Raw genomic sequence first — 18,035 nt, forward strand, 5'->3', positions numbered from 1 at the left:
CGGGCGGCGTCGCCTGGTACGGCGGCGGGGCGACCGGCGGGCGCTGGGCGTAGCCGGGCGGGGGCTGGTGGCCCGGCGGCGGCTGGTGGCCGGGCTGCTGGTGGCCGGGCGGGGGCTGCGGCGGCCGGTAGCCCTGCGGGGCGCCGCCCCGGGCCTGGTACGGCGGCGGGGCGACCTGCGGGGTCTGCAGCTCCTCCTGGTCGAAGTAGCCGATCTCGGTCTGCTGGTTGCGGTCGCGGGCGGCCCGCAGCTGGGTCTGCCACGGGTGCGGCGCCTCGGGCGGCGGCGGCCCGGCCGGGGCACCGGGGGCGCCCGGCCCGCCGGGGCCCGCCGCTCCGGCGGGCATCACCCGGGTGCGGTCGGCCGCGCCGAAGCCGCCGGGCGGGAGCACCTGGGTGCGGTCCTCGGCGCCGGGCGCGCCCGCGGGGGGCTGGGTGCCCATCATCCGGGTGGCCGCCGCCGGGTCGTACTGCGGGGCGCCGGCCGGGTCGTACGGCGGGGCCGGGGGCTGCTGGCCGGCGGGCAGCACCTGGGTGCGGTCCTCGGCCCCGGAGGCGGCGCCGGCGGCCGCCCCGCCCGGTACGGCGGCCGGCTGCGGGTCCGGCACCAGCAGCGCGCCGACCGCGAGCGCGGCCTCCACGGCGGGCGGCGAGGAGTGCACGCCGATCCCGGCCGCGACCACGCGCAGCCCGCGGGCCAGCGAGACGGCGCTCGGGCGCTGCGAGGGGTCCTTGCGCAGGCAGCGCTCGATGACCGTCCACAGCGGCTCGGGCAGGCTGGTCGGCCGCTGCGGCTCCTGCGCCAGGTGCGCCTGGAGGACGGCCAGCGGCCCGTCGCCCTGGAACGGCTGGCGGCCGGTGACCAGCTCGTACAGCATGATCCCGGCGCCGTAGACGTCCACCGCGGAGGTCTGCGGGCGGCCCTCGGCGGACTCCGGCGCCACGTACGCGGGGGTGCCGACGAACTCGTGGGCGCGGGTGATGCCCGGGGAGTCGGCGAGCCGGGCGATGCCGAAGTCGGTGAGCATCGGGTGCATCCGCTCGGCACCGTCCACCACGGTGGTCGCGAGGATCACGTTGGCCGGCTTGAGGTCGCGGTGGACGATGCCGTCCGCGTGGCTGGCCGCCAGCGCGTCGGCCACCTGGGCCATCAGCAGGGCGCCGGCGACCGGGCTGAACGGACCGTTGCCGCGCAGGTGGCGGGCCAGGTCGGGGCCGTCGATCAGGTCCATCACCAGGGCCAGCAGCTCGCCCTCCACGACCAGGTCGCGGACCCGGACGATGTTGGGGTGGGTGAGCCGCACCAGCACCGAGCGCTCCCGCAGGAAGCGCATCACGATGTCCGGGTCGGCGGCGAGCTCCTCGCGCAGCACCTTGATCGCGACCGCCTGGCCCGGCTCGCTGCCGGGCACCATGACGTCCCCGCGCACCCGTCCGCGCCAGACGGTGCCGGTGGCGCCCCGTCCGAGGGTCTCCTCAAGCAGATACTTGCTGCCGACTGGCCGCACCTGTCGCACTCCTCGCCGTGCCGCCCGCCGGGCGATCCTCCGCCGGTGCGGTGGCCTGCCGGGCCCGTGTTTCCGGCCACTCTAACGGTGTCCGTTCAGGTTTTTGAGGTGCCCGGCGACGCGTTCGCGCGGGTTCCGGGGGATCCCCCGGGGAGGGTCCCGGAGGCGGCGGGACCTGCGCGGGGAGGGTCGGTTGACCTGACCCTCCGTCGACCCCACCATGGCGATGATCGCAAGATCGTCAAATCCGGTACCGTGCGCGGACTGTCCGTGACGGATGGCAGGATGACACTCGCCACTCTTGTGGCCCAACGCCGTCACCCGGGCGGCGCAGGGCCGCCGGCACGCGGCGTCAGCCGCGGGCACCCGGCACCAGGCATGTCAGGACCAGCACGTCAGCATCAGCAGAAGGGACCGCGGGCGAGATGCAGATCCGGCTGACCGTCCTCCGACCGCGCAGCGGCCCGGCCGCCGCCGGCTCCGCCATCCCGTACGTCGACGTGCTGGTCACCGCGCCGGTCGGCACCGCCCTGGGCTCCCTCGCGGGCGCCCTGGCCGGCGCCGTGGGCGTGCGCGGCCCGCGCGCCGCCACCCACGTGCACCTGTACGCCGGGGCGCACCGGGTGGACGAACACACCCTGCTCGGCCACCCCCCGCTGCTCGACGGCGCCGTACTGAGCCTCAACGAGCCCGACCCCACCGCGGACGGCGCCGACGACGAGGGCGCCGCCGCCGAGCTGCGCGTCGTCGGCGGCCCGGACGCCGGCGGGGTGCACCGGCTGCACGGGCGGGAGATCCGGATCGGCCGCTCCGGCGAGGCCGACGTCCCGCTCGACGACCCCGACGTCTCCCGGCTCCACCTCGCCCTCCACCTCGCCGAGGACGGCCGGGTCACCGTCCGCGACCTCGGCTCCACCAACGGCACCACGGTCGACGGACGCTTCGTCCCGCCCGGACCGCCCGAGGAGGCCGTCCCGCTCGACGAGGGCGCCCTGCTGCGGATCGGCGAGTCCACCCTCCAGGTCACCGTGCCCGACCCGGCGGACGGCTCCGGGCCGCCCGCCCGCCCGGCCCTGCCCGACGGCCACGGCCACCTCCAGCTCGCCGCCCCCGCCCCCGCCCGGCCGCCGCAGGCCGCCGTCGAGCCGCCGCCCACCGCCGAGCCCCCCGCCGGCCGCCCCCGCGGCCTGCTCTCGCTGCGCCTCGGCCGGGGCGTCGCCGACCCGCAGGCCGAGCAGGAGAGCGCCGAGCGCCGGCACGCCGCCGTCCGCGGCCGGCAGGCCGCCGTCCAGCGCGAACGCTGGCCCGACCCCGCCAGCCTGCTGCTCAACGCCCTCGGCCCCGGCCCCCGGCTCTGGGAGCGCGGCCCCGGCCACCCCGACGCGCTCACCCTGCGCCTGGGCACCGCCGACAGGCCGGCCGGCCCCGGTACCGCGCCCGGCACGGTGCTGCCCGCCGTCCCGGTCACCCTCGACCTGCAGACCGCCGGCAGCCTCGGCCTCAGCGGCCCGCGCGAGCGCCTGGACGCCCTCACCCGCGCCGTGGTCGCCCAGCTCGCCGCCCTCCACCCGCCGACCGGCCTCAGCCTGGTCGTCGTCGACGCCGACCAGGCCCGCGACCCCCAGCAGCGCGCCGACACCTGGGCCTGGGCCCTGTGGCTGCCCCACCTGCGCCCCGAGCACGGCCAGGACTGCCGTCTGCTGCTCGGCCTGGACGACGACCAGGCCCTCGCCCGGCTCACCGAGCTGACCGCCCGGCTCAGCGGCCCGGTCGGCACCGGCGGCCACCCCGCCACCGTGGTCGTGGTCGACGGCCGCCCCGGTACCGAGGCCGCCCGGCAGGCCCTGGACCTGCTGCTGCGCCAGGGCCCCGCGGTCGGGATCTTCCCGCTCTGCCTCGCCGAGCAGCCCGAGCTGCTCCCCCGCGGCCTCGGCGCCACCGCCCTGATCACCGGCGAGGTCGGCACCCAGCTCTCCGTCGACCGGCCCGTCGCCCGCGGCCGGGAGAGCGTCCACGAGGTCTCCCTGGACGCCGTCTCCGACGCCTGGGCCGAGCGCCTCGCCCGGCTGCTCGCCCCGCTGCGCGAGGCCACCCCGGCCGCCCGCGGCCCGCTGCCGGACGCGCTGCGCCTGCTGGACCTCCTCCAGCTCGACACCGTCACCCCCGCCAAGCTCTCCGCCCGCTGGGACGCCCACGCCGGCGGCATCGGCGCGGCCACCGCCCTGCTCGGCACCACCCGCGACGAGCTGTGCGTCCTGGACCTCGCCGACCCCGAACTCGCCCTGCCCTCCCCCGACCCGGGCGGCCCCCACCTGCTGATCGGCGGGGCCCGCGGCTCCGGCAAGACCGAGCTGCTGCGCACCCTGGTCGCCTCGCTCGCGGTCTCCGAACGGCCCGAGCGGCTGGCCGTCACCCTCGTCGAGGGCCGCGCGGTGGAGGGCGAGGCCGGACTCCACGGCTGCACCGACCTGCCGCACGTCACCGGGCACGTCAACGCCGCCGCCGACCCGCGCGCGGCGCTGCTCGCCGCGGAGTCCCTGGAGGACGAACTCGCCCTGCGCGAGCGGCTGTTCGACGGCCTGGACTTCGCCTCCTGGCACGCCGCCCGGATCCTGGACGGCGAGCGGGGCACGGCCACCGAGGACGTCCCGGTCCCGGCCACCGTCGGCGCCCCGGCCGTACCCGCGGTGCCCCGGGTGGTCCAGCCGCGCGGCCCGATGACCGCTCCGGCCCCGGCGCCGTCCGCGGTCCCCGCCCGGCTGGTCGTCGTGGTGGACGACTACGACGCCCTGCTCGCCCCCACCTCCCCGGCCGGGCGGCCGCTCGCCCGCGCGCTGGCCGCCGTCGCCCGCCGCGGCGGGCCGCTCGGCGTCCACCTGGCCGTCGCCACCGGCCGCCCCGAGGACAGCGCCGGCACCGAGGTCGACGAGGCCGCCCTGCTCCGCATCGCCCTGCGCACCGAGGACCCGGCCGACTCCGACCTGCTGATCCACCTCGGCGACGCCGCCGCCCTGCCCGACACCACCCCCGGCCGCGGCTACCTCCGGCTCCCCGACGGCGGCGTCTGCGCCTTCCAGGCCGCCCGGATCAGCGGCCGGATCCCGCGTACGGCCACCCTGCGTCCCACCGTCGTCGCGATAGACCCCCTCCAGCTCGGCGCCCCGCCCCCGCGCCGGCCCGTCCGCGAGCTCGGCAACGGCCCCACCGACCTCGCCCTCCTCGCCAGCGCCCTGCGCCGCGCCGCCGGCCGCTGACCCCCGGGGCCGCTCGGCGCCCCGGCCCCGGGCGGCCGCACACGACGGCGGGCCCGCGTCCGAGGACGCGGGCCCGCCGGTCAGCCGTGCGCCGGGCTCAGACGCACTTCGACGCGGAGTCGATCAGGCTCATACCCGCCACCTTGCCGGCCTCCACGTGGAACTCGTACTGCCAGCCGGCCTTGGCCTCGACCGGGGCCCGGTAGTACGCGCCGCTCGTGCCGACGGGCTCCAGGCCCTTGGCGCCGTACGCGGCCTTGAGCTGCTCCAGGGCGGAGCCGGCGCCGATGCCCTCGGCGGTGCGGGCGTCGGCCGGGGCGGCGAGCTCGCGCAGGCCGTCCTTGCCGAAGGAGGCCCGGCCGGCGGCCAGGTACGCCTTGTCGCGGGCCTCGCGCAGCACCATCAGCTCGACGGAGGCCTGGGTGGCCTCCGCGATCAGCTTGGCGTCGGCGGCCGACTCGGCGGCGGACGCGGCGGCCTTCTCGGCGAACTCCTTGGCCTGCTTGGCGGAGGCGTTCGGCGGCAGCGGGGGCAGGTCGGCGGCGGGCTTCTGCTGCGCCGCGTCGGCCTTGGCGTTGGCCTCGTTCGCCTTGGTCTGGGCGGCCGCCTCGGTGGCCATCCGGGCGGCGTCCGGCGCCGGGCCGCCCTTGAAGGTGAAGTCGGCGCAGCCGTACAGCGCCGACACCGGGGCCGTCTCCAGCGCGCCGGCGGCCAGCGCCGCCTCCTTGGCCATGCCCGGGGTGAGCCCCCGGTAGCCGGCCACGCCGAACACGTCCGGCGTCTTGCCCGCGGTGGGCGCCGCGGCCGCGCCGCTCCCGCCCGGCTTCGCGTCGGCGGCCTTGCCGCCCTTGTCGTCCTCGCAGGCCGCCGCGCCCGCGGCGACCAGCGCCACGGTCAGTACGGTCCCGGCCACGCGCGTGCCGCGCATCCTCTTCACAAGATCCCCCTCGGTTCGTGGACCACCGTACCGAGGGCATCCGCAAGATCCACAATCGCTCACCGGGCCGCGGGACCACCGGCCCCGCGGCCCGGGGCACTACGGCCGCACGCCCGCCCGGTCGGTGGCCCCGCGGGCCAGGACGGCGGTCTGACCTGCCACGTCGCCCGCCTTGCCGAGCTCGCCGTCCTTGGTCAGCACGATGCGCTCGCCCAGGTAGTCGTAGCTGCTCCCGTCGAAGATCCATTCGGTCCGGGTGCCGTCCGGCTCGGTCCGCGCCACCGCGACGCCGCGCCGGCCGGCGGCGTCCACGGCCTCCGGGACCAGCTCGACGCCGGGGATCCTCGCCGCCGCCCGGTGGAGCGCGGCGCTGACGGCCGGCGGGACGATCTGCTCGCGCAGGATGTCGCCGATCGTCACGAAGGCCTCCTGATCGGGGTTGCGGCCCTGGCCCTCCCGGTCCTTCTTGATCTTCTTCAGCAGCGCGTCCGGGTCGGTGGGCAGAGCGGCCGCGTAGCCGTACGAGCCGGGGTGCGCCGACCCGCTGCCGGCGGGCTCCAGCCAGAGGCCGCCGTCCTGGCGCGGTGCGGGCTCCCCGGGCCGCGGGCCCTTCCCACCCGCCCCGGCCTTGTCCCCGCCCTTGGCGGCGCCCTCCTCCAGCAGCACGCCCCACTGGCTGCCGTCGGCCGAGAGCCAGATCTCCCGGGTGTGGATCCGCGCCTTGTCCACCTCACCGGTGGCCAGGTTCACCCCGGCGAAGCCGCCGACCGACTTCACGTAGACGAACTGGCCGGGCTTCACCTCCACCGGCGCCCGGTGCTCGGCGGCGTCGGCGGCCTGGTTGAGCAGCCGGACGGCGCCGACGGGCGCCGCGTCGAGCTGCGCCGTGCTCGCGGGCGCGCCGGCCGCGCCCGGCCGGGGGGTGGAGGTGCCCTCGCCGCCGCCGGCGGTCAGCACCAGGGTCAGCGCCAGGCCGCCGACCAGGGCGGGCAGGGCCACCCGGCCGAGGAGGCTGCGGTGGCGCCGTACCGGCGCGGTGGTGGTGGCGTGCTCGGTGTTGATCTCGCTCATCAGGTGTCCCCTCAACAGCTGGTGGCGGTCGGCGGAGAGCCGCGGCCGGGCCGGTGCGGGCAGCAGCCGGCCCAGCTCCGCGTGCTCGTCGTGGTGGTGCGTCATCGGTTCGTCTCCCGCGTCGACCGGACCGCGTCAGCGCGGTCACCCCGTACCTGTCCGCTGTCCGCGGCCGGTTCCGCACCGCCGCGCAGTTCCTCCTCGGCGAGCCTGCGCAGCCGGGTACGGGCCCGCGAGAGCCGCGAGCGCACCGTGCCGACCGGCACCCCGAGGGCCTGGGCCGCCCCGGCGTAGTCGAGCCCGGCCCAGACGCAGAGCGTGAACACGTCCCGCTCGGCCTTGCGCAGCCTGGCCAGTGCCCGGTGGGCGGCGGCCAGTTGCGCGCTGTCGTCGAGCCTGCCGACCAGCTCGTCGGCGAAGTCCGGCACCACCTCCCGGGCCGGCATCCGTTCCATCGCCGCCCGGTGCCGCCGCGCGGCCCGCGCGGTGTTGCGCAGCACGTTGGCCGCGATGCCGAACAGCCAGGGCCGTACGCTCTCCCCCTCCTCCCGCAGCTTCCCGCGCAGCCGCCAGGCCTCCAGGAAGGTCAGCTGGACGACGTCCTCGCCCACCGCCCAGTCCCCGGAGACCCGCACGGCGTACCGGTACAGGTCCTGGGCGTGTTCGTCGAACAGCTCGCCGAACGCCCTCTGGTCCCCCGCCCGCAACCGGGCCCGCAATGACAGTTCCACGCCCGTACCTGTCCGCCGGCGCCCCCGGGTTCCCTCCGCGGCGAGGGCGTGTCCGCCACGCCCAAGAGAACCACGACGAAAAGCGGGCGGGGCCCGCGTCCTTGAGGACGCGGGCCCCGCCCGTGACGGTCCGGCCGGGTCAGCGCATCGAACCCGTGCGCAGCAGGGTGCGGATGACGCGCATCGCGACCGAGAGGCTGGACAGCTCGTAGTTGTCCGAACCCCTTATGTCGTCGAGGGTGCTCTTGGCCCGGTTCAGCAGCGTCGCGTTGAGCTCGGCCCAGGCGGTGTAGCGCTCCTCGGGGGAGGCGCCGTCGGGGCCGCAGGCCAGGATGTCGGCCGTCAGCGCCGCGTGGGCCGCGAACAGGTCCTCGCGGATCGCCGCACGCGCCATGGAGGACCAGCGGTCCGTCCGGGGCAGCTCGATGATGCGGTCGAGCAGGTGGGTGATCTGGAGGCGGTCGGCGAGGTCGTAGTAGAGCTCGGCGACGTCCGCGACGTCCTTGCCCGACCGGTCCGCGACCTCGGTGATGTCGAGGGTCGGGAAGGTCGAGGACAGGCCCGCGATCCGGGTGGCCAGCTCGTCCGGCACGCCGGCGCCCGCCAGCTCCTCGTACACCGACTCGAACCAGACGAGGTCCTCGCCGCGCAGCGGCTTGGGCAGCGAGCCCCAGACCTGGTGGACCCGGTCGTGGAAGAACTCGATGGTGCCCGCGATGTCCAGCGGCTGGCGGCGGTTGTTGAGCATCCACCGGGTGGCGCGCTCGACGAGCCGGCGCGAGTGCAGACGCATCTTGGTCTGGGCCCGGGCCGGGACCTGGTTGTCCAGGCCGACGATGTCGCCCCAGATGTCCTGCAGGCCGAAGACGGCGCGCGCCGCGGTGTGCGTCCGCGCGATCTCCTCGTAGGTGGCGCCGGTCTCCTCCTTCAGCCGGAAGGCGAAGGTGCAACCGCCCTGGTTGATCGTGTCGTTGACGATCAGGGTGGTGATGATCTCGCGGCGCAGCGGGTGGTTGTCGATCGCCTCGGCGAACTTCGCCCGCAGCGCGCTCGGGAAGTACTCGTGCAGCGCGGTGCGGAAGAACGGGTCGTCGGGCAGCTCGGTGCCGAGCAGCTCGTCGGCCAGGGTGATCTTCGTGTACGCGAGGAGCACGGACATCTCGGGCTGCGAGAGGCCGCGGCCGTTCTGCTGGCGCTCGCGGATCTGGCGCTCGGTCGGGAGGAACTCCAGGGCCCGGTCGAGCTGCCCGCCGGCCTCCAGACGGTTGATCATCCGGGAGTGGACGTTGACCATGCTGAGCGCCTGCGCGACCGCGTTGGCCAGCACCACGTTCTGCGCGTAGTTGTTGCGCAGCACCAGGCGGCCGACCTCGTCGGTCATCTCGGCGAGCAGCTTGTTGCGCTGCTTGACCGTCATGTCGCCCTCGGCGACGACCTGGTTGAGCAGGATCTTGATGTTGACCTCGTGGTCCGAGGTGTCCACACCGGCCGAGTTGTCGATGGCGTCGGTGTTGATCCAGCCGCCGGCGGCCTCGGGGCCCCCGGTGCTCGCGTACTCGATCCGACCGAGCTGGGTGCAGCCGAGGTTGCCGCCCTCGCCGATGACCCGGGCGCGGACCTGGGCGCCGTTGACGCGGATGGCGTCGTTGGCCTTGTCGCCGACCTCGGCGTTGGTCTCGGTGCTCGCCTTGATGTAGGTGCCGATGCCGCCGTTCCAGAACAGGTCGACGGGCGCCTGCAGGATCGCCTTCATCAGCTCGGCCGGGGTGAGCCGGGCCGCCTCGATGCCGAGGACGGAGCGGACCTGCGGGGTCAGCTGGATCGACTTGGCGCTGCGCGGGAAGACGCCGCCGCCCGCGGAGATCAGCGACTTGTCGTAGTCGTCCCAGGAGCTGCGGGGCAGGTCGAACAGCCGGCGGCGCTCGGCGTACGAGACGGCCGCGTCCGGGTTCGGGTCGAGGAAGATGTGGCGGTGGTCGAAGGCGGCGACCAGGCGGATGTGCTCGCTGAGCAGCATGCCGTTGCCGAAGACGTCGCCGGACATGTCGCCGATGCCGATGACCGTGAAGTCCTCGGCCTGGGTGTCGACACCGAGCTCGCGGAAGTTGCGCTTGACCGACTCCCAGGCGCCGCGGGCGGTGATGCCCATGCCCTTGTGGTCGTAGCCGGCCGAGCCGCCGGAGGCGAACGCGTCGCCCAGCCAGAAGCCGTACGACTCGGCGACGCCGTTGGCGATGTCCGAGAAGGTCGCGGTGCCCTTGTCGGCGGCGACGACCAGGTAGGTGTCGTCCTCGTCGTGGCGGACCACGTCGGCCGGGTGGACGACCTCGCCGCCGACCAGGTTGTCGGTGATGTCGAGCAGCGCCGAGATGAAGGTCTTGTACGAGGCGACGCCCTCGGCCAGCCAGGCGTCGCGGTCCACCGACGGGTCCGGCAGCTGCTTGGCGACGAAGCCGCCCTTGGCGCCGACCGGGACGATGACGGTGTTCTTGACCATCTGCGCCTTGACCAGGCCCAGGATCTCGGTGCGGAAGTCCTCGCGGCGGTCGGACCAGCGCAGACCGCCCCGGGCGACCTTGCCGAAGCGCAGGTGGACGCCCTCGACCTGCGGCGAGTACACCCAGATCTCGAACGCCGGACGCGGGGCCGGAAGGTCCGGGATGACCTTCGGGTCGAACTTCATCGACACGTAGGAGTGCCACTCGCCGCTGTCGCCCGCGTGCTGGAAGAAGTTGGTGCGCAGGGTGGCCTTGATGAGGTGCAGGAAGGAGCGCAGGATGCGGTCCTCGTCCAGCGAGACGACCTCGTCGAGGGCGCCGTCCAGCTCCTCCAGGATGCCCTCGGTCAGCTCGGCGGCGCCCAGCTGGTGGCTGGGACTGAGCCGGGCCTCGAAGAGGTTCACCAGCAGGCGGGTGGTGTGGGTGTTGTTGCGGAGCGCGTCCTCCATGTAGTCCTGGGAGAACGTGGAGCCCGCCTGGCGCAGGTACTTGGCGTAGGCGCGCAGCATCATGGCCTGGCGCCAGGTCAGCCCGCAGGTCAGGACCAGCTCGTTGAAGCCGTCGTTCTCGGCCTTGCCCATCCAGGTGGCGGCGAAGGTCTCCTGGAAGCGCTCGCGGGCCTCGTCGGTGAGCTCGATCGCCTCGCGCAGCCGCAGGCCGAAGTCGTACACCCACGCGGTGGTGTGGTCCGAGCGGGTCAGCGCGTACGGGTGCTCGTCGAGCACCTCGACGCCCAGGCGCTGGAGGACCGGCAGGACCTCGGTGAGGGAGATCGGGCCGCCGACCCGGTAGATCTTGAAGCGGCGCTCGTCGTCGCCCGCGCCGACCGGCTGGTACAGGTTCAGGCGGAAGTCGCCCTCGCCGTGCAGCGACTCGATCTGCTTGAGGTCGGCGACGGCGGTGCGCGCGGTGAAGTCGGCGCGGTAGCCGTCGGGGAAGGCGTTGGCGTACTTGCGGGAGAGCTCGGCGGCCTTCTCCTCGCCCAGCTCCAGGTGCAGCTGGTCGTTGAAGCCGTCCATCCAGAAGCGGGCGGCCTCGGCGAGCTTGGCCTCGATCCGCTCGACCTCGGCGTCGGTCAGGTGCGGCAGCTCGCTGCCGGGGGTGACGCGGACGACGAAGTGCAGTCGGGTCAGGACGGACTCGGTGGACCACACCGTGTAGTCGATGGAGGCGCCGTTGAGCTCCTGCATCAGGATGTCCATCAGGCGCAGCCGGATGCGGGTGGTGTAGCGGTCGCGCGGCAGGTAGACCAGCGCCGAGAAGTAGCGCCCGTACTCGTCCTGGCGCAGGAAGAGCCGCAGCCGGCGGCGTTCCTGGAGGTAGAGCACGCTGGTGGCGATCTGCAGCAGCTCGTCGGCGGGGGTCTGGAAGATCTCGTCCCGGGGGAAGGTCTCCAGGATCTGGAGCAGGTCGCGGCCGTCGTGGCTCTCGGTGGAGAAGCCGGACTGGGCGATGACGTCCTGGACCTTGCGGCGCACCACCGGGATGCGGTTGACCGACTCGGTGTACGCGGCGGCGGAGAACAGGCCGAGGAAGCGGCGCTCGCCGACGACCTCGCCGTTGGCGTCGAAGCGCTTCACGCCGACGTAGTCGAGGTAGGCGGGGCGGTGCACGGTGGCCCGGCTGTTGGCCTTGGTGAGGACGAGCAGCTTCTTCTCGTGGGCCTTGGCGCGCACCGGGGCGGAGAGCCGGCCGAAGGCCTCGCTGACCGAGTGGTGCCGCTCGTCGTGGCTGATCGGGTCGGAGCGCAGGATGCCGAGGCCGGTGCCGGCGACCGCCTTGAGCACCTCCTCGCCCTCGTGCTCGATCAGGTCGTACTCGCGGTAGCCGAGGAAGGTGAAGTGGTCGTCGGCGAGCCAGCGCATCAGCTCCCAGGCCTCGCCGACCTCCTGCTCGGGCAGCTCGGCGGGCGGCTGCTCGGCGAGCTCGTCGGCCAGGCGCAGCGCGCAGTCGCGCATCTTGCCCCAGTCCTCGACGACCTCGCGGACGTCGCCGAGCACGCGGCGCAGGTTGGCCTCGATGGAGCGCAGGTCCTCGCGGTCGGTCTCGCGGTCGATCTCGATGTGCATCCACGACTCGACCGTGGCGTCGGCGGGCCACTCGGCGCCGGCGGCCTGGCTGCGGGCGCAGGCGTCGAAGTCCAGGATCTCCAGCAGCTTGCCGGTGAGGTCGCGGCGGACGACCAGCTGGGGGTGGATCACGATGTGGATCGCGCGGTCCTGGCGGGACAGCTCGTTGGTGACCGAGTCGACCAGGAACGGCATGTCGTCGGTGACGACCTCGACCACGGTGTGGCCGCAGGACCAGCCGTTCTCCTCCACCGACGGGGTGTACACGCGGACCTCGGCGGTGCCCTGGGGGCGCTTGAGGCCGAGCCGGTAGTGGGAGGCCGCCGCGCCGTACACGTCGATCGGGTCGCGGTGGACCAGGTCCTCGGGCGCGGTGTGGAGGTAGTAGTGGTGCAGGTACGCGGCGAGAGCGCCGTTGCTCAGCCCCTCACCCGGCGCCGCTCCCCCCACCTGGCTGTTCTCAGCTGCCGCTGCTGCCTTCTTGAGCAGTTCTGCCTTGGCTGCGTCCAGCTTGGTCTGCATGGCTGTTTGGCTCCTGTCGCGCGCCGTTGCGTGACTCGGTGGTGTGTGGATGTGCACCGCCGGGTCTCCCGCAATCCTCCCGCAATGCCCGACCGAAAGGCTTCCATGGCACGCATGAAAGACCTCGGCAGTGGGTAGAACGAGTCGTTCTGCCTGCGGAGCCACCCGACGACGCCAGCCAGCCTAACGGGAGGAAACGAAGGTGTCAGGGGACAGGGAGGCGCAAAGGTGCAGGAAGATCGGGCCGTCCTGGACACCTTGTCCAAACCGGTGAGTCATGTTCGCCGACAGCTCAGGTACGCCGGGCGGTCGGGCGCTCACCCCATGTGCGGGTGACGGTGGTCGCGCTCACCCCATGTGCGGGTGACGGTGGTCGGTCGGCGGGACGAAGGTCTCCTTGATCGACCGGGCCGAGGTCCAGCGCAGCAGGTTCTGCGCCGCGCCGGCCTTGTCGTTGGTCCCCGAGGCCCGGCCGCCGCCGAAGGGCTGCTGGCCGACCACCGCGCCGGTCGGCTTGTCGTTGATGTAGAAGTTGCCCGCCGCGAAGCGCAGCTCCTCCAGCGCCTGGGCGATGGCCCGCCGGTCGGTGGCGACCACCGCGCCGGTGAGCCCGTACGGCGCCCCCGAGTCGACCCGGCGCAGCACGTCGTCCCAGCGGGCGTCCTCGTAGACGTGGACGGCGAGGATCGGGCCGAAGTACTCGGTGCGGAACATCTCGTTGCGGTGGTCGGAGGAGACCAGCACGGTCGGGCGGACGAACCAGCCGATCGCGTCGTCGTACTGGCCGCCGGCCGCCAGCTCGACGGTCGGGTCGGCCTTGGCGCGTTCGATCGCGTCGCGGTTCTTCTCGAAGGCGCGGCGGTCGATCAGGGCGCCCATGAAGTTGGACAGGTCCGTCACGTCGCCGACCGGCAGCGCGTCCACCTCGGCCAGGAGGTCGTCCTTGATCCGCTGCCAGACGCTGCGCGGCAGGTAGGCGCGGGAGAGCGCCGAGCACTTCTGGCCCTGGTACTCGAAGGCGCCGCGGATCAGCGCGGTGCGCAGGACGTCCGGGTCGGCCGAGCGGTGGGCGAGCAGGAAGTCCTTGCCGCCGGTCTCGCCGACGATCCTCGGGTAGCCGCGGTAGGCGCCCAGGTTGGCGGCGACGCCCTGCCAGAGCGTGCGGAAGGTGGCGGTGGAGCCGGTGAAGTGCAGCCCGGCGAGGGCGGGGTCGGCGAGCGCCACCTGGGAGACCTGGAGGCCGTCCCCGGTGACCATGTTGATCACGCCGGGGGGCAGTCCGGCGGCCTCCAGCAGCCGCATCAGGTGGTGGGCGGCGAGGGTCTGGGTGGGGGCGGGCTTCCAGACCACGGTGTTGCCCATCAGCGCGGGCGCGGTCGGCAGGTTGCCGGCGATCGCGGTGAAGTTGAACGGGGTGACCGCGTAGACGAAGCCCTCCAGCGGCCGGTGGTCGGTGCGGTTCCACACCCCGGGCGAGGAGGCGGGCTGCTCGGCCAGGATCCGCCGGGCGAAGTCGACGTTGAAGCGCCAGAAGTCGATGAGCTCGCAGGCGGAGTCGATCTCGGCCTGCTGCGCGGTCTTGGACTGCCCGAGCATGGTCGCCGCGTTGAGCGTCTCCCGCCACGGCCCGGCCAGCAGGTCGGCCGCCCGCAGGAACACCGCCGCCCGGTCGTCGAAGGAGAGCGAGCGCCACTCCCGCCCGGCCGCCAGCGCCGCGTCCACCGCGAGCCGGGCGTCCTCCCGGGTGGCGTTGCCGAGCACACCCAGCTTGGCCGCGTGGTGGTGCGGCTGGACGACGTCGATCCGCTCACCCGCGCCGAACCGCTGCTCGCCGGCGATGGTCATCGGCAGCGGGACCTGCTCGGCGGCCAGCTCGTCCAGCCTGCGCACCAGCCGCTCCCGCTCCGGGCTCCCGGGCGCGTAGGCCAGCACCGGCTCGTTGCTCGGCGTCGGGACCTGGGTGACGGCGTCGATGGGCATGACGGCTCCTGCTCCGGGGGCTCGGCCGGCCCGGCCGGCCGGCGTCAATCCAGACTGACGAGCCCCGGGCCGGTTCGCCCGCTCTGACACGCCCCCGTCGGCGTGGCGCACGCCACCCGCGGCCCCGCCCGGCCACTCGGCCACAGCCGGTCGGCCTGTCAGCCGACCAGTTGCCCGGCCAGCTCGACCGCCTCCGCCAGGCTGTCCACCACCGGCACCCCGACCGGCTCCAGCTTCTGCCGGGTGTGCGAGCCGCCGGTGTACAGCACCGCGTGCGCGCCCGCGCTCAGCGCGGCCAGCGCGTCGTCCGCGGCGTCCCCGATCAGCACCGTGCGGGCCGGGTCGACGCGCTCGCCGAGGGCCGCCAGGTGCCGGACCAGGTGGCCGGCCTTCTGACCGCCGGACGGGCCGCTGCGGCCGTCCACCCGCAGGAAGCGCGGGGTCAGCCCGAAGGCGTCCACCATCGGCAGCAGCCGGTCGTGCTCGTACATCGACAGCAGCGACTGGCTGTGCCCGGCGTCCTCCCAGCCGCGCAGCAGGGCCGGGACGCCCTCGGTCAGCCCGCAGGCCACGCTCAGCTCGCGGTACCGGTCGTGGAAGGCGTCGTCCAGCAGCAGCCACTCGGCCTCGCTGGGGCTGCGGCCGAGCAGCCGCTCGTAGAAGCGCGGGATCGGGATCTCGTACTGCTCGCGGTACTCCTGCAACGACATCGGGCCGACGCCGATGGTCGCGAAGGCGGCGTTGCTCGCCCCGAGCACCGCCTCCATGTCGTGGAAGAGCGTTCCGTTCCAGTCCCAGACGATGTGAGTACGCACGTCAGGAACGGTAACCCCGACCGGCGGCGACGCGGAAGCCGGGTCGTCAGGCCAGCAGGCCGGGGATCTCCTGGGTGGCGTACCAGAGCAGGTCGTGGTCCTCCGCGCCGTCCACGGTGAACTGGGCGTCCTGGTCGCCGGCGTCGGCCGCCCCGACGGCCTCGACCGCCGCCGCGATGTCCTCGACGACCTCCTGGTCGGCGACGTCCGCGTGCACCGCCGCCGCCTTCGCGAGGCGCACCGGGCCGGCCAGCTCGACCCGGCCCAGGGTGGCCTGGCTGCGGTACTCGTCGCCGTCGAACGGGCGCACCGCGGAGTCCGCGACGTCCAGCGCCACGACCACGCGGCGGCGCGGCGCGTCCGGCTCGGCGGCCAGCAGCCGCAGCGAGCTCTGCGCGGCCCGGTTGAGCGCCGCGTACTCCAGCTCCTCCAGGTCGTCGCTCTCGTACCACTCGCGCAGCGCGGGCGTGACGGCGTACGCGGCCGTCTGCTCCAGCGCGCCCCCCGGGTGCGCCGCCGCCAGGCCGTTCAGGGTGGTGGGCACGTACACGCGCATCGGTGGCACTCTCCGGTTCGTCCAGCGGCACAGCTTCCAGCGCCCCCAAGAATAAGCGCCGACCCCGCCCCGCGTGATCACCCGCTCACCCGGCCGGTGCCGCGGCAGCCGTCAGAGGACGCCCTCCAGGGCCGCGCGGCTGCTGCGCTGGGCGCTCTCCAGCACCGGGCCGCGGCGGGCCGGGTCCATCATGTTGGTGCCCATCACCGCGAGGTCCGCCAGGTTCGGCGCGAGCAGCCGCACCCGGATCCCGGCGGCCCGCAGCAGCCGGGCCTCGGCCATCAGCTGCCGGGACACCGCACGCCGGTACCGGCTCACCAGCTGCGCCAGCACCCCGCGCGGACGGTCCCGGGCGCGCCACTCGCGCAGCGCGGCCGCGGTGCCCCGGCCCGGCTCGGCGCGGCCGCGCGGATCCGGGCGCAGCGCCATCGGTGCGAGCACGAAGACCTCGTCCAGGCCCCGGTCGAGCATCAGATCGGCGTTGCTGGCCGACCAGCAGCCGCCGTCCACGTACGCCGAGCCGTTAAGCCTGACCGGCGTGAACCAGCCCGGGATCGCGCAGGAGGCCATCACCGCCTCGGGCGCGCCGGCCGCCGGCGCCTCCGGGTCGCCGAAGACCACCCGGCGCCCGCCCCGGTAGTCCACCGCCACCACCCGCAGGCCGGTCGGGGCCGGCCAGCCGTCGCCCAGCAGCCCGCGCACCAGCTCGCCGACCGGGGTCAGCGACCCCCGGCCGTGCGGCGCCACCGCCGACACCATGGTCAGCAGCGGATACGCGCGCGGGTGCCGGACGGCGTCCCGCAGCAGGCCCGGCGAGCCGATCCCGGCCCGGGGCCGCGGCGGCAGCGCCCCGCCGACCGCGGTGGCGTAGTCGAACTCCACCCCTGCCAGCGGGCCGGTGGTCACCGGTAGGCCCCGCTGGTGGTCGCGCAGGTGGCGGGCGCGTACGCCTCCGGCCAGCATCGCCCCGAGGATCGAACCGGCCGAGGTCCCGAGGATCACCTCGGCGCTGCCCGGCTGCCAGCCGGTGGTCTCCTCGATCGCGCACAGCGCCCCGACCGTCCAGGCGGCGCCGAGCATCCCTCCGCCGCCCAGCACCAGTCCGCGCCGCGGCCCGCTCCCGGCCGGCGCGGCCGTCCTGCCCTCGTCCGTCGAAACCTGTGTCACCGTGCCGTCCGCCTGTCGTCCTCGGTGCCCGCGGCGTCGCGCGTACAGCCCCGATCCTCTCCACTACCCACCGGTAATGGCGTAACGGCCCGTCCCCCTTCGGGGCTCCCCGGACGGCCCCGGCCGTCAACCGCACGCCCCACGCGGCCACGCGGTCCCGCTCAACGCCGGGCCCCGATCACCCGGATAGGTGAATCGTCCGGAGCCGCGACAGCCCCGTTGCCGCCCCTCGCGCGAGGCCGCTACGACATACCCGTCCGCCCCGCCGAGTCACCGGGACCCGCCCATGCCGCAGCACCGCACCACCGCCCCGCACGCCGCCGCACCGCACACCGCCGCCCGGGCCGTACCGCACCGGGCCGCCGCCGTCCGGCACCGCGCCGAGCCCCTCGCCGAGCCCCTCGTCAACGCACCGCGCGGCCTCGAACACCGGACCGCCGACCGCCGTACGGCCGCCGCCGACCGCCGGCCCCGCCACCCCCGGGCCGTCTGCGAGGCCGCCTCCCGGCCCGCCCTCGCCCGCGCCGAGCTGACCGCCCGCTTCGCCCACCGCCTGGTCGAGGTGCTCACCGGCGTCCGCCCCTGCGGCCAGCTCCAGCGCCACACCACCCTGGACGGCTACGGCCAGCTCGCGGCGCTGGTCCGCTCCGGGCCGCTGCGCCGGGGCGGAGCCGCCGCCCGGCCCCGGCTGGGCCCGGTCCACGACCGTTCCCCGGCCGGCGACGCGGTGGAGGCCTGCGTCCGGGTCGACCTGGGCGTACGGCACCACATGGTGGCCTTCCGGCTGGAGCTCCAGCCGCGGTCCGGGCGCTGGCAGTGCGCCGCCGTGGAGGCCCGGTGACCCCGGCCGCCCTCGCCCCCGTCCCGGCCCCCTCCCGGGCGACGGCGGGCCGGTAGTAGTCGCAGGAGGAGAGCACCCCGTCGAAGC

The 18,035-nt window shown here is 75.0% G+C and carries 11 protein-coding genes; 2 read left to right on the forward strand and 9 right to left on the reverse strand.

Annotation, left to right across the window (positions count from 1 at the left end):
- On the reverse strand, positions 1–1,507 hold a 1,507-nt coding region (locus tag ACWEQL_RS33020), incomplete at its 3' end, for a serine/threonine-protein kinase (protein ID WP_452154056.1).
- A gap of 425 nt (positions 1,508–1,932) precedes the next feature.
- On the opposite strand from ACWEQL_RS33020, the gene ACWEQL_RS33025 reads away from it, so the two are divergent.
- On the forward strand, positions 1,933–4,761 hold the full coding sequence (locus ACWEQL_RS33025) for an FtsK/SpoIIIE domain-containing protein (RefSeq protein ID WP_452154057.1): 2,829 nt from the start codon (positions 1,933–1,935) through the stop codon (positions 4,759–4,761).
- A gap of 97 nt (positions 4,762–4,858) precedes the next feature.
- Here ACWEQL_RS33025 and ACWEQL_RS33030 read toward each other — a convergent pair whose 3' ends face one another.
- From ACWEQL_RS33030 to ACWEQL_RS33065, 8 genes are all read right to left on the reverse strand, one after another.
- Positions 4,859–5,674: a hypothetical protein gene (locus ACWEQL_RS33030; protein WP_452154058.1), complete on the reverse strand. Its 816-nt coding sequence runs from the start codon at positions 5,672–5,674 to the stop codon at positions 4,859–4,861.
- Positions 5,675–5,797: 123 nt separating this feature from the next.
- On the reverse strand, positions 5,798–6,874 hold the full coding sequence (locus ACWEQL_RS33035) for a CU044_5270 family protein (protein ID WP_452154059.1): 1,077 nt from the start codon (positions 6,872–6,874) through the stop codon (positions 5,798–5,800).
- Complete coding sequence (locus tag ACWEQL_RS33040) at positions 6,871–7,500, reverse strand: RNA polymerase sigma factor (RefSeq protein WP_452154060.1); 630 nt, start codon at positions 7,498–7,500, stop codon at positions 6,871–6,873. The genes ACWEQL_RS33035 and ACWEQL_RS33040 overlap by 4 nt, the downstream gene beginning before the upstream one ends.
- Before the next feature lie 139 nt (positions 7,501–7,639).
- Positions 7,640–12,589, reverse strand: coding sequence for an NAD-glutamate dehydrogenase (locus ACWEQL_RS33045; protein WP_452154061.1), 4,950 nt, complete (start codon positions 12,587–12,589; stop codon positions 7,640–7,642).
- Between the two features lie 348 nt (positions 12,590–12,937).
- Positions 12,938–14,563: an L-glutamate gamma-semialdehyde dehydrogenase gene (pruA, locus tag ACWEQL_RS33050; protein ID WP_452154065.1), complete on the reverse strand. Its 1,626-nt coding sequence runs from the start codon at positions 14,561–14,563 to the stop codon at positions 12,938–12,940.
- 164 nt (positions 14,564–14,727) lie between these two features.
- The gene (locus ACWEQL_RS33055; protein ID WP_452154066.1) at positions 14,728–15,336 is read right to left on the reverse strand and encodes an HAD family hydrolase; all 609 of its coding nucleotides are present in this window, start codon (positions 15,334–15,336) and stop codon (positions 14,728–14,730) included.
- A 94-nt stretch (positions 15,337–15,430) separates the two neighbouring features.
- A complete protein-coding gene (locus ACWEQL_RS33060; protein ID WP_452154062.1) occupies positions 15,431–15,940 on the reverse strand; it encodes a DUF6912 family protein in 510 nt (169 codons plus the stop codon).
- Between the two features lie 111 nt (positions 15,941–16,051).
- The gene (locus tag ACWEQL_RS33065; RefSeq protein WP_452154063.1) at positions 16,052–17,107 is read right to left on the reverse strand and encodes a patatin-like phospholipase family protein; all 1,056 of its coding nucleotides are present in this window, start codon (positions 17,105–17,107) and stop codon (positions 16,052–16,054) included.
- Positions 17,108–17,393: 286 nt separating this feature from the next.
- Here ACWEQL_RS33065 and ACWEQL_RS33070 point away from each other — a divergent pair, with 286 nt between their 5' ends.
- Positions 17,394–17,948, forward strand: a complete 555-nt coding sequence (locus ACWEQL_RS33070; protein WP_452154064.1) for an Rv3235 family protein — start codon at positions 17,394–17,396, stop codon at positions 17,946–17,948.
- The last annotated feature ends 87 nt before the right edge of the window (positions 17,949–18,035 follow it).

Source organism: Kitasatospora sp. NPDC004240 (assembly GCF_053603215.1).

What these genes read in the sequence shown, in the direction of transcription:
- ACWEQL_RS33060 (WP_452154062.1), bottom strand. Translation starts at nt 15,940, where the DNA reads ATGCGCGTGTACGTGCCCACCACCCTGAACGGCCTGGCGGCGGCGCAC.
- ACWEQL_RS33045 (WP_452154061.1), bottom strand. Translation starts at nt 12,589, where the DNA reads ATGCAGACCAAGCTGGACGCAGCCAAGGCAGAACTGCTCAAGAAGGCA.
- ACWEQL_RS33025 (WP_452154057.1), top strand. Translation starts at nt 1,933, where the DNA reads ATGCAGATCCGGCTGACCGTCCTCCGACCGCGCAGCGGCCCGGCCGCC.
- ACWEQL_RS33055 (WP_452154066.1), bottom strand. Translation starts at nt 15,336, where the DNA reads ATGGAGGCGGTGCTCGGGGCGAGCAACGCCGCCTTCGCGACCATCGGC.
- ACWEQL_RS33070 (WP_452154064.1), top strand. Translation starts at nt 17,394, where the DNA reads ATGCCGCAGCACCGCACCACCGCCCCGCACGCCGCCGCACCGCACACC.
- ACWEQL_RS33035 (WP_452154059.1), bottom strand. Translation starts at nt 6,874, where the DNA reads ATGACGCACCACCACGACGAGCACGCGGAGCTGGGCCGGCTGCTGCCC.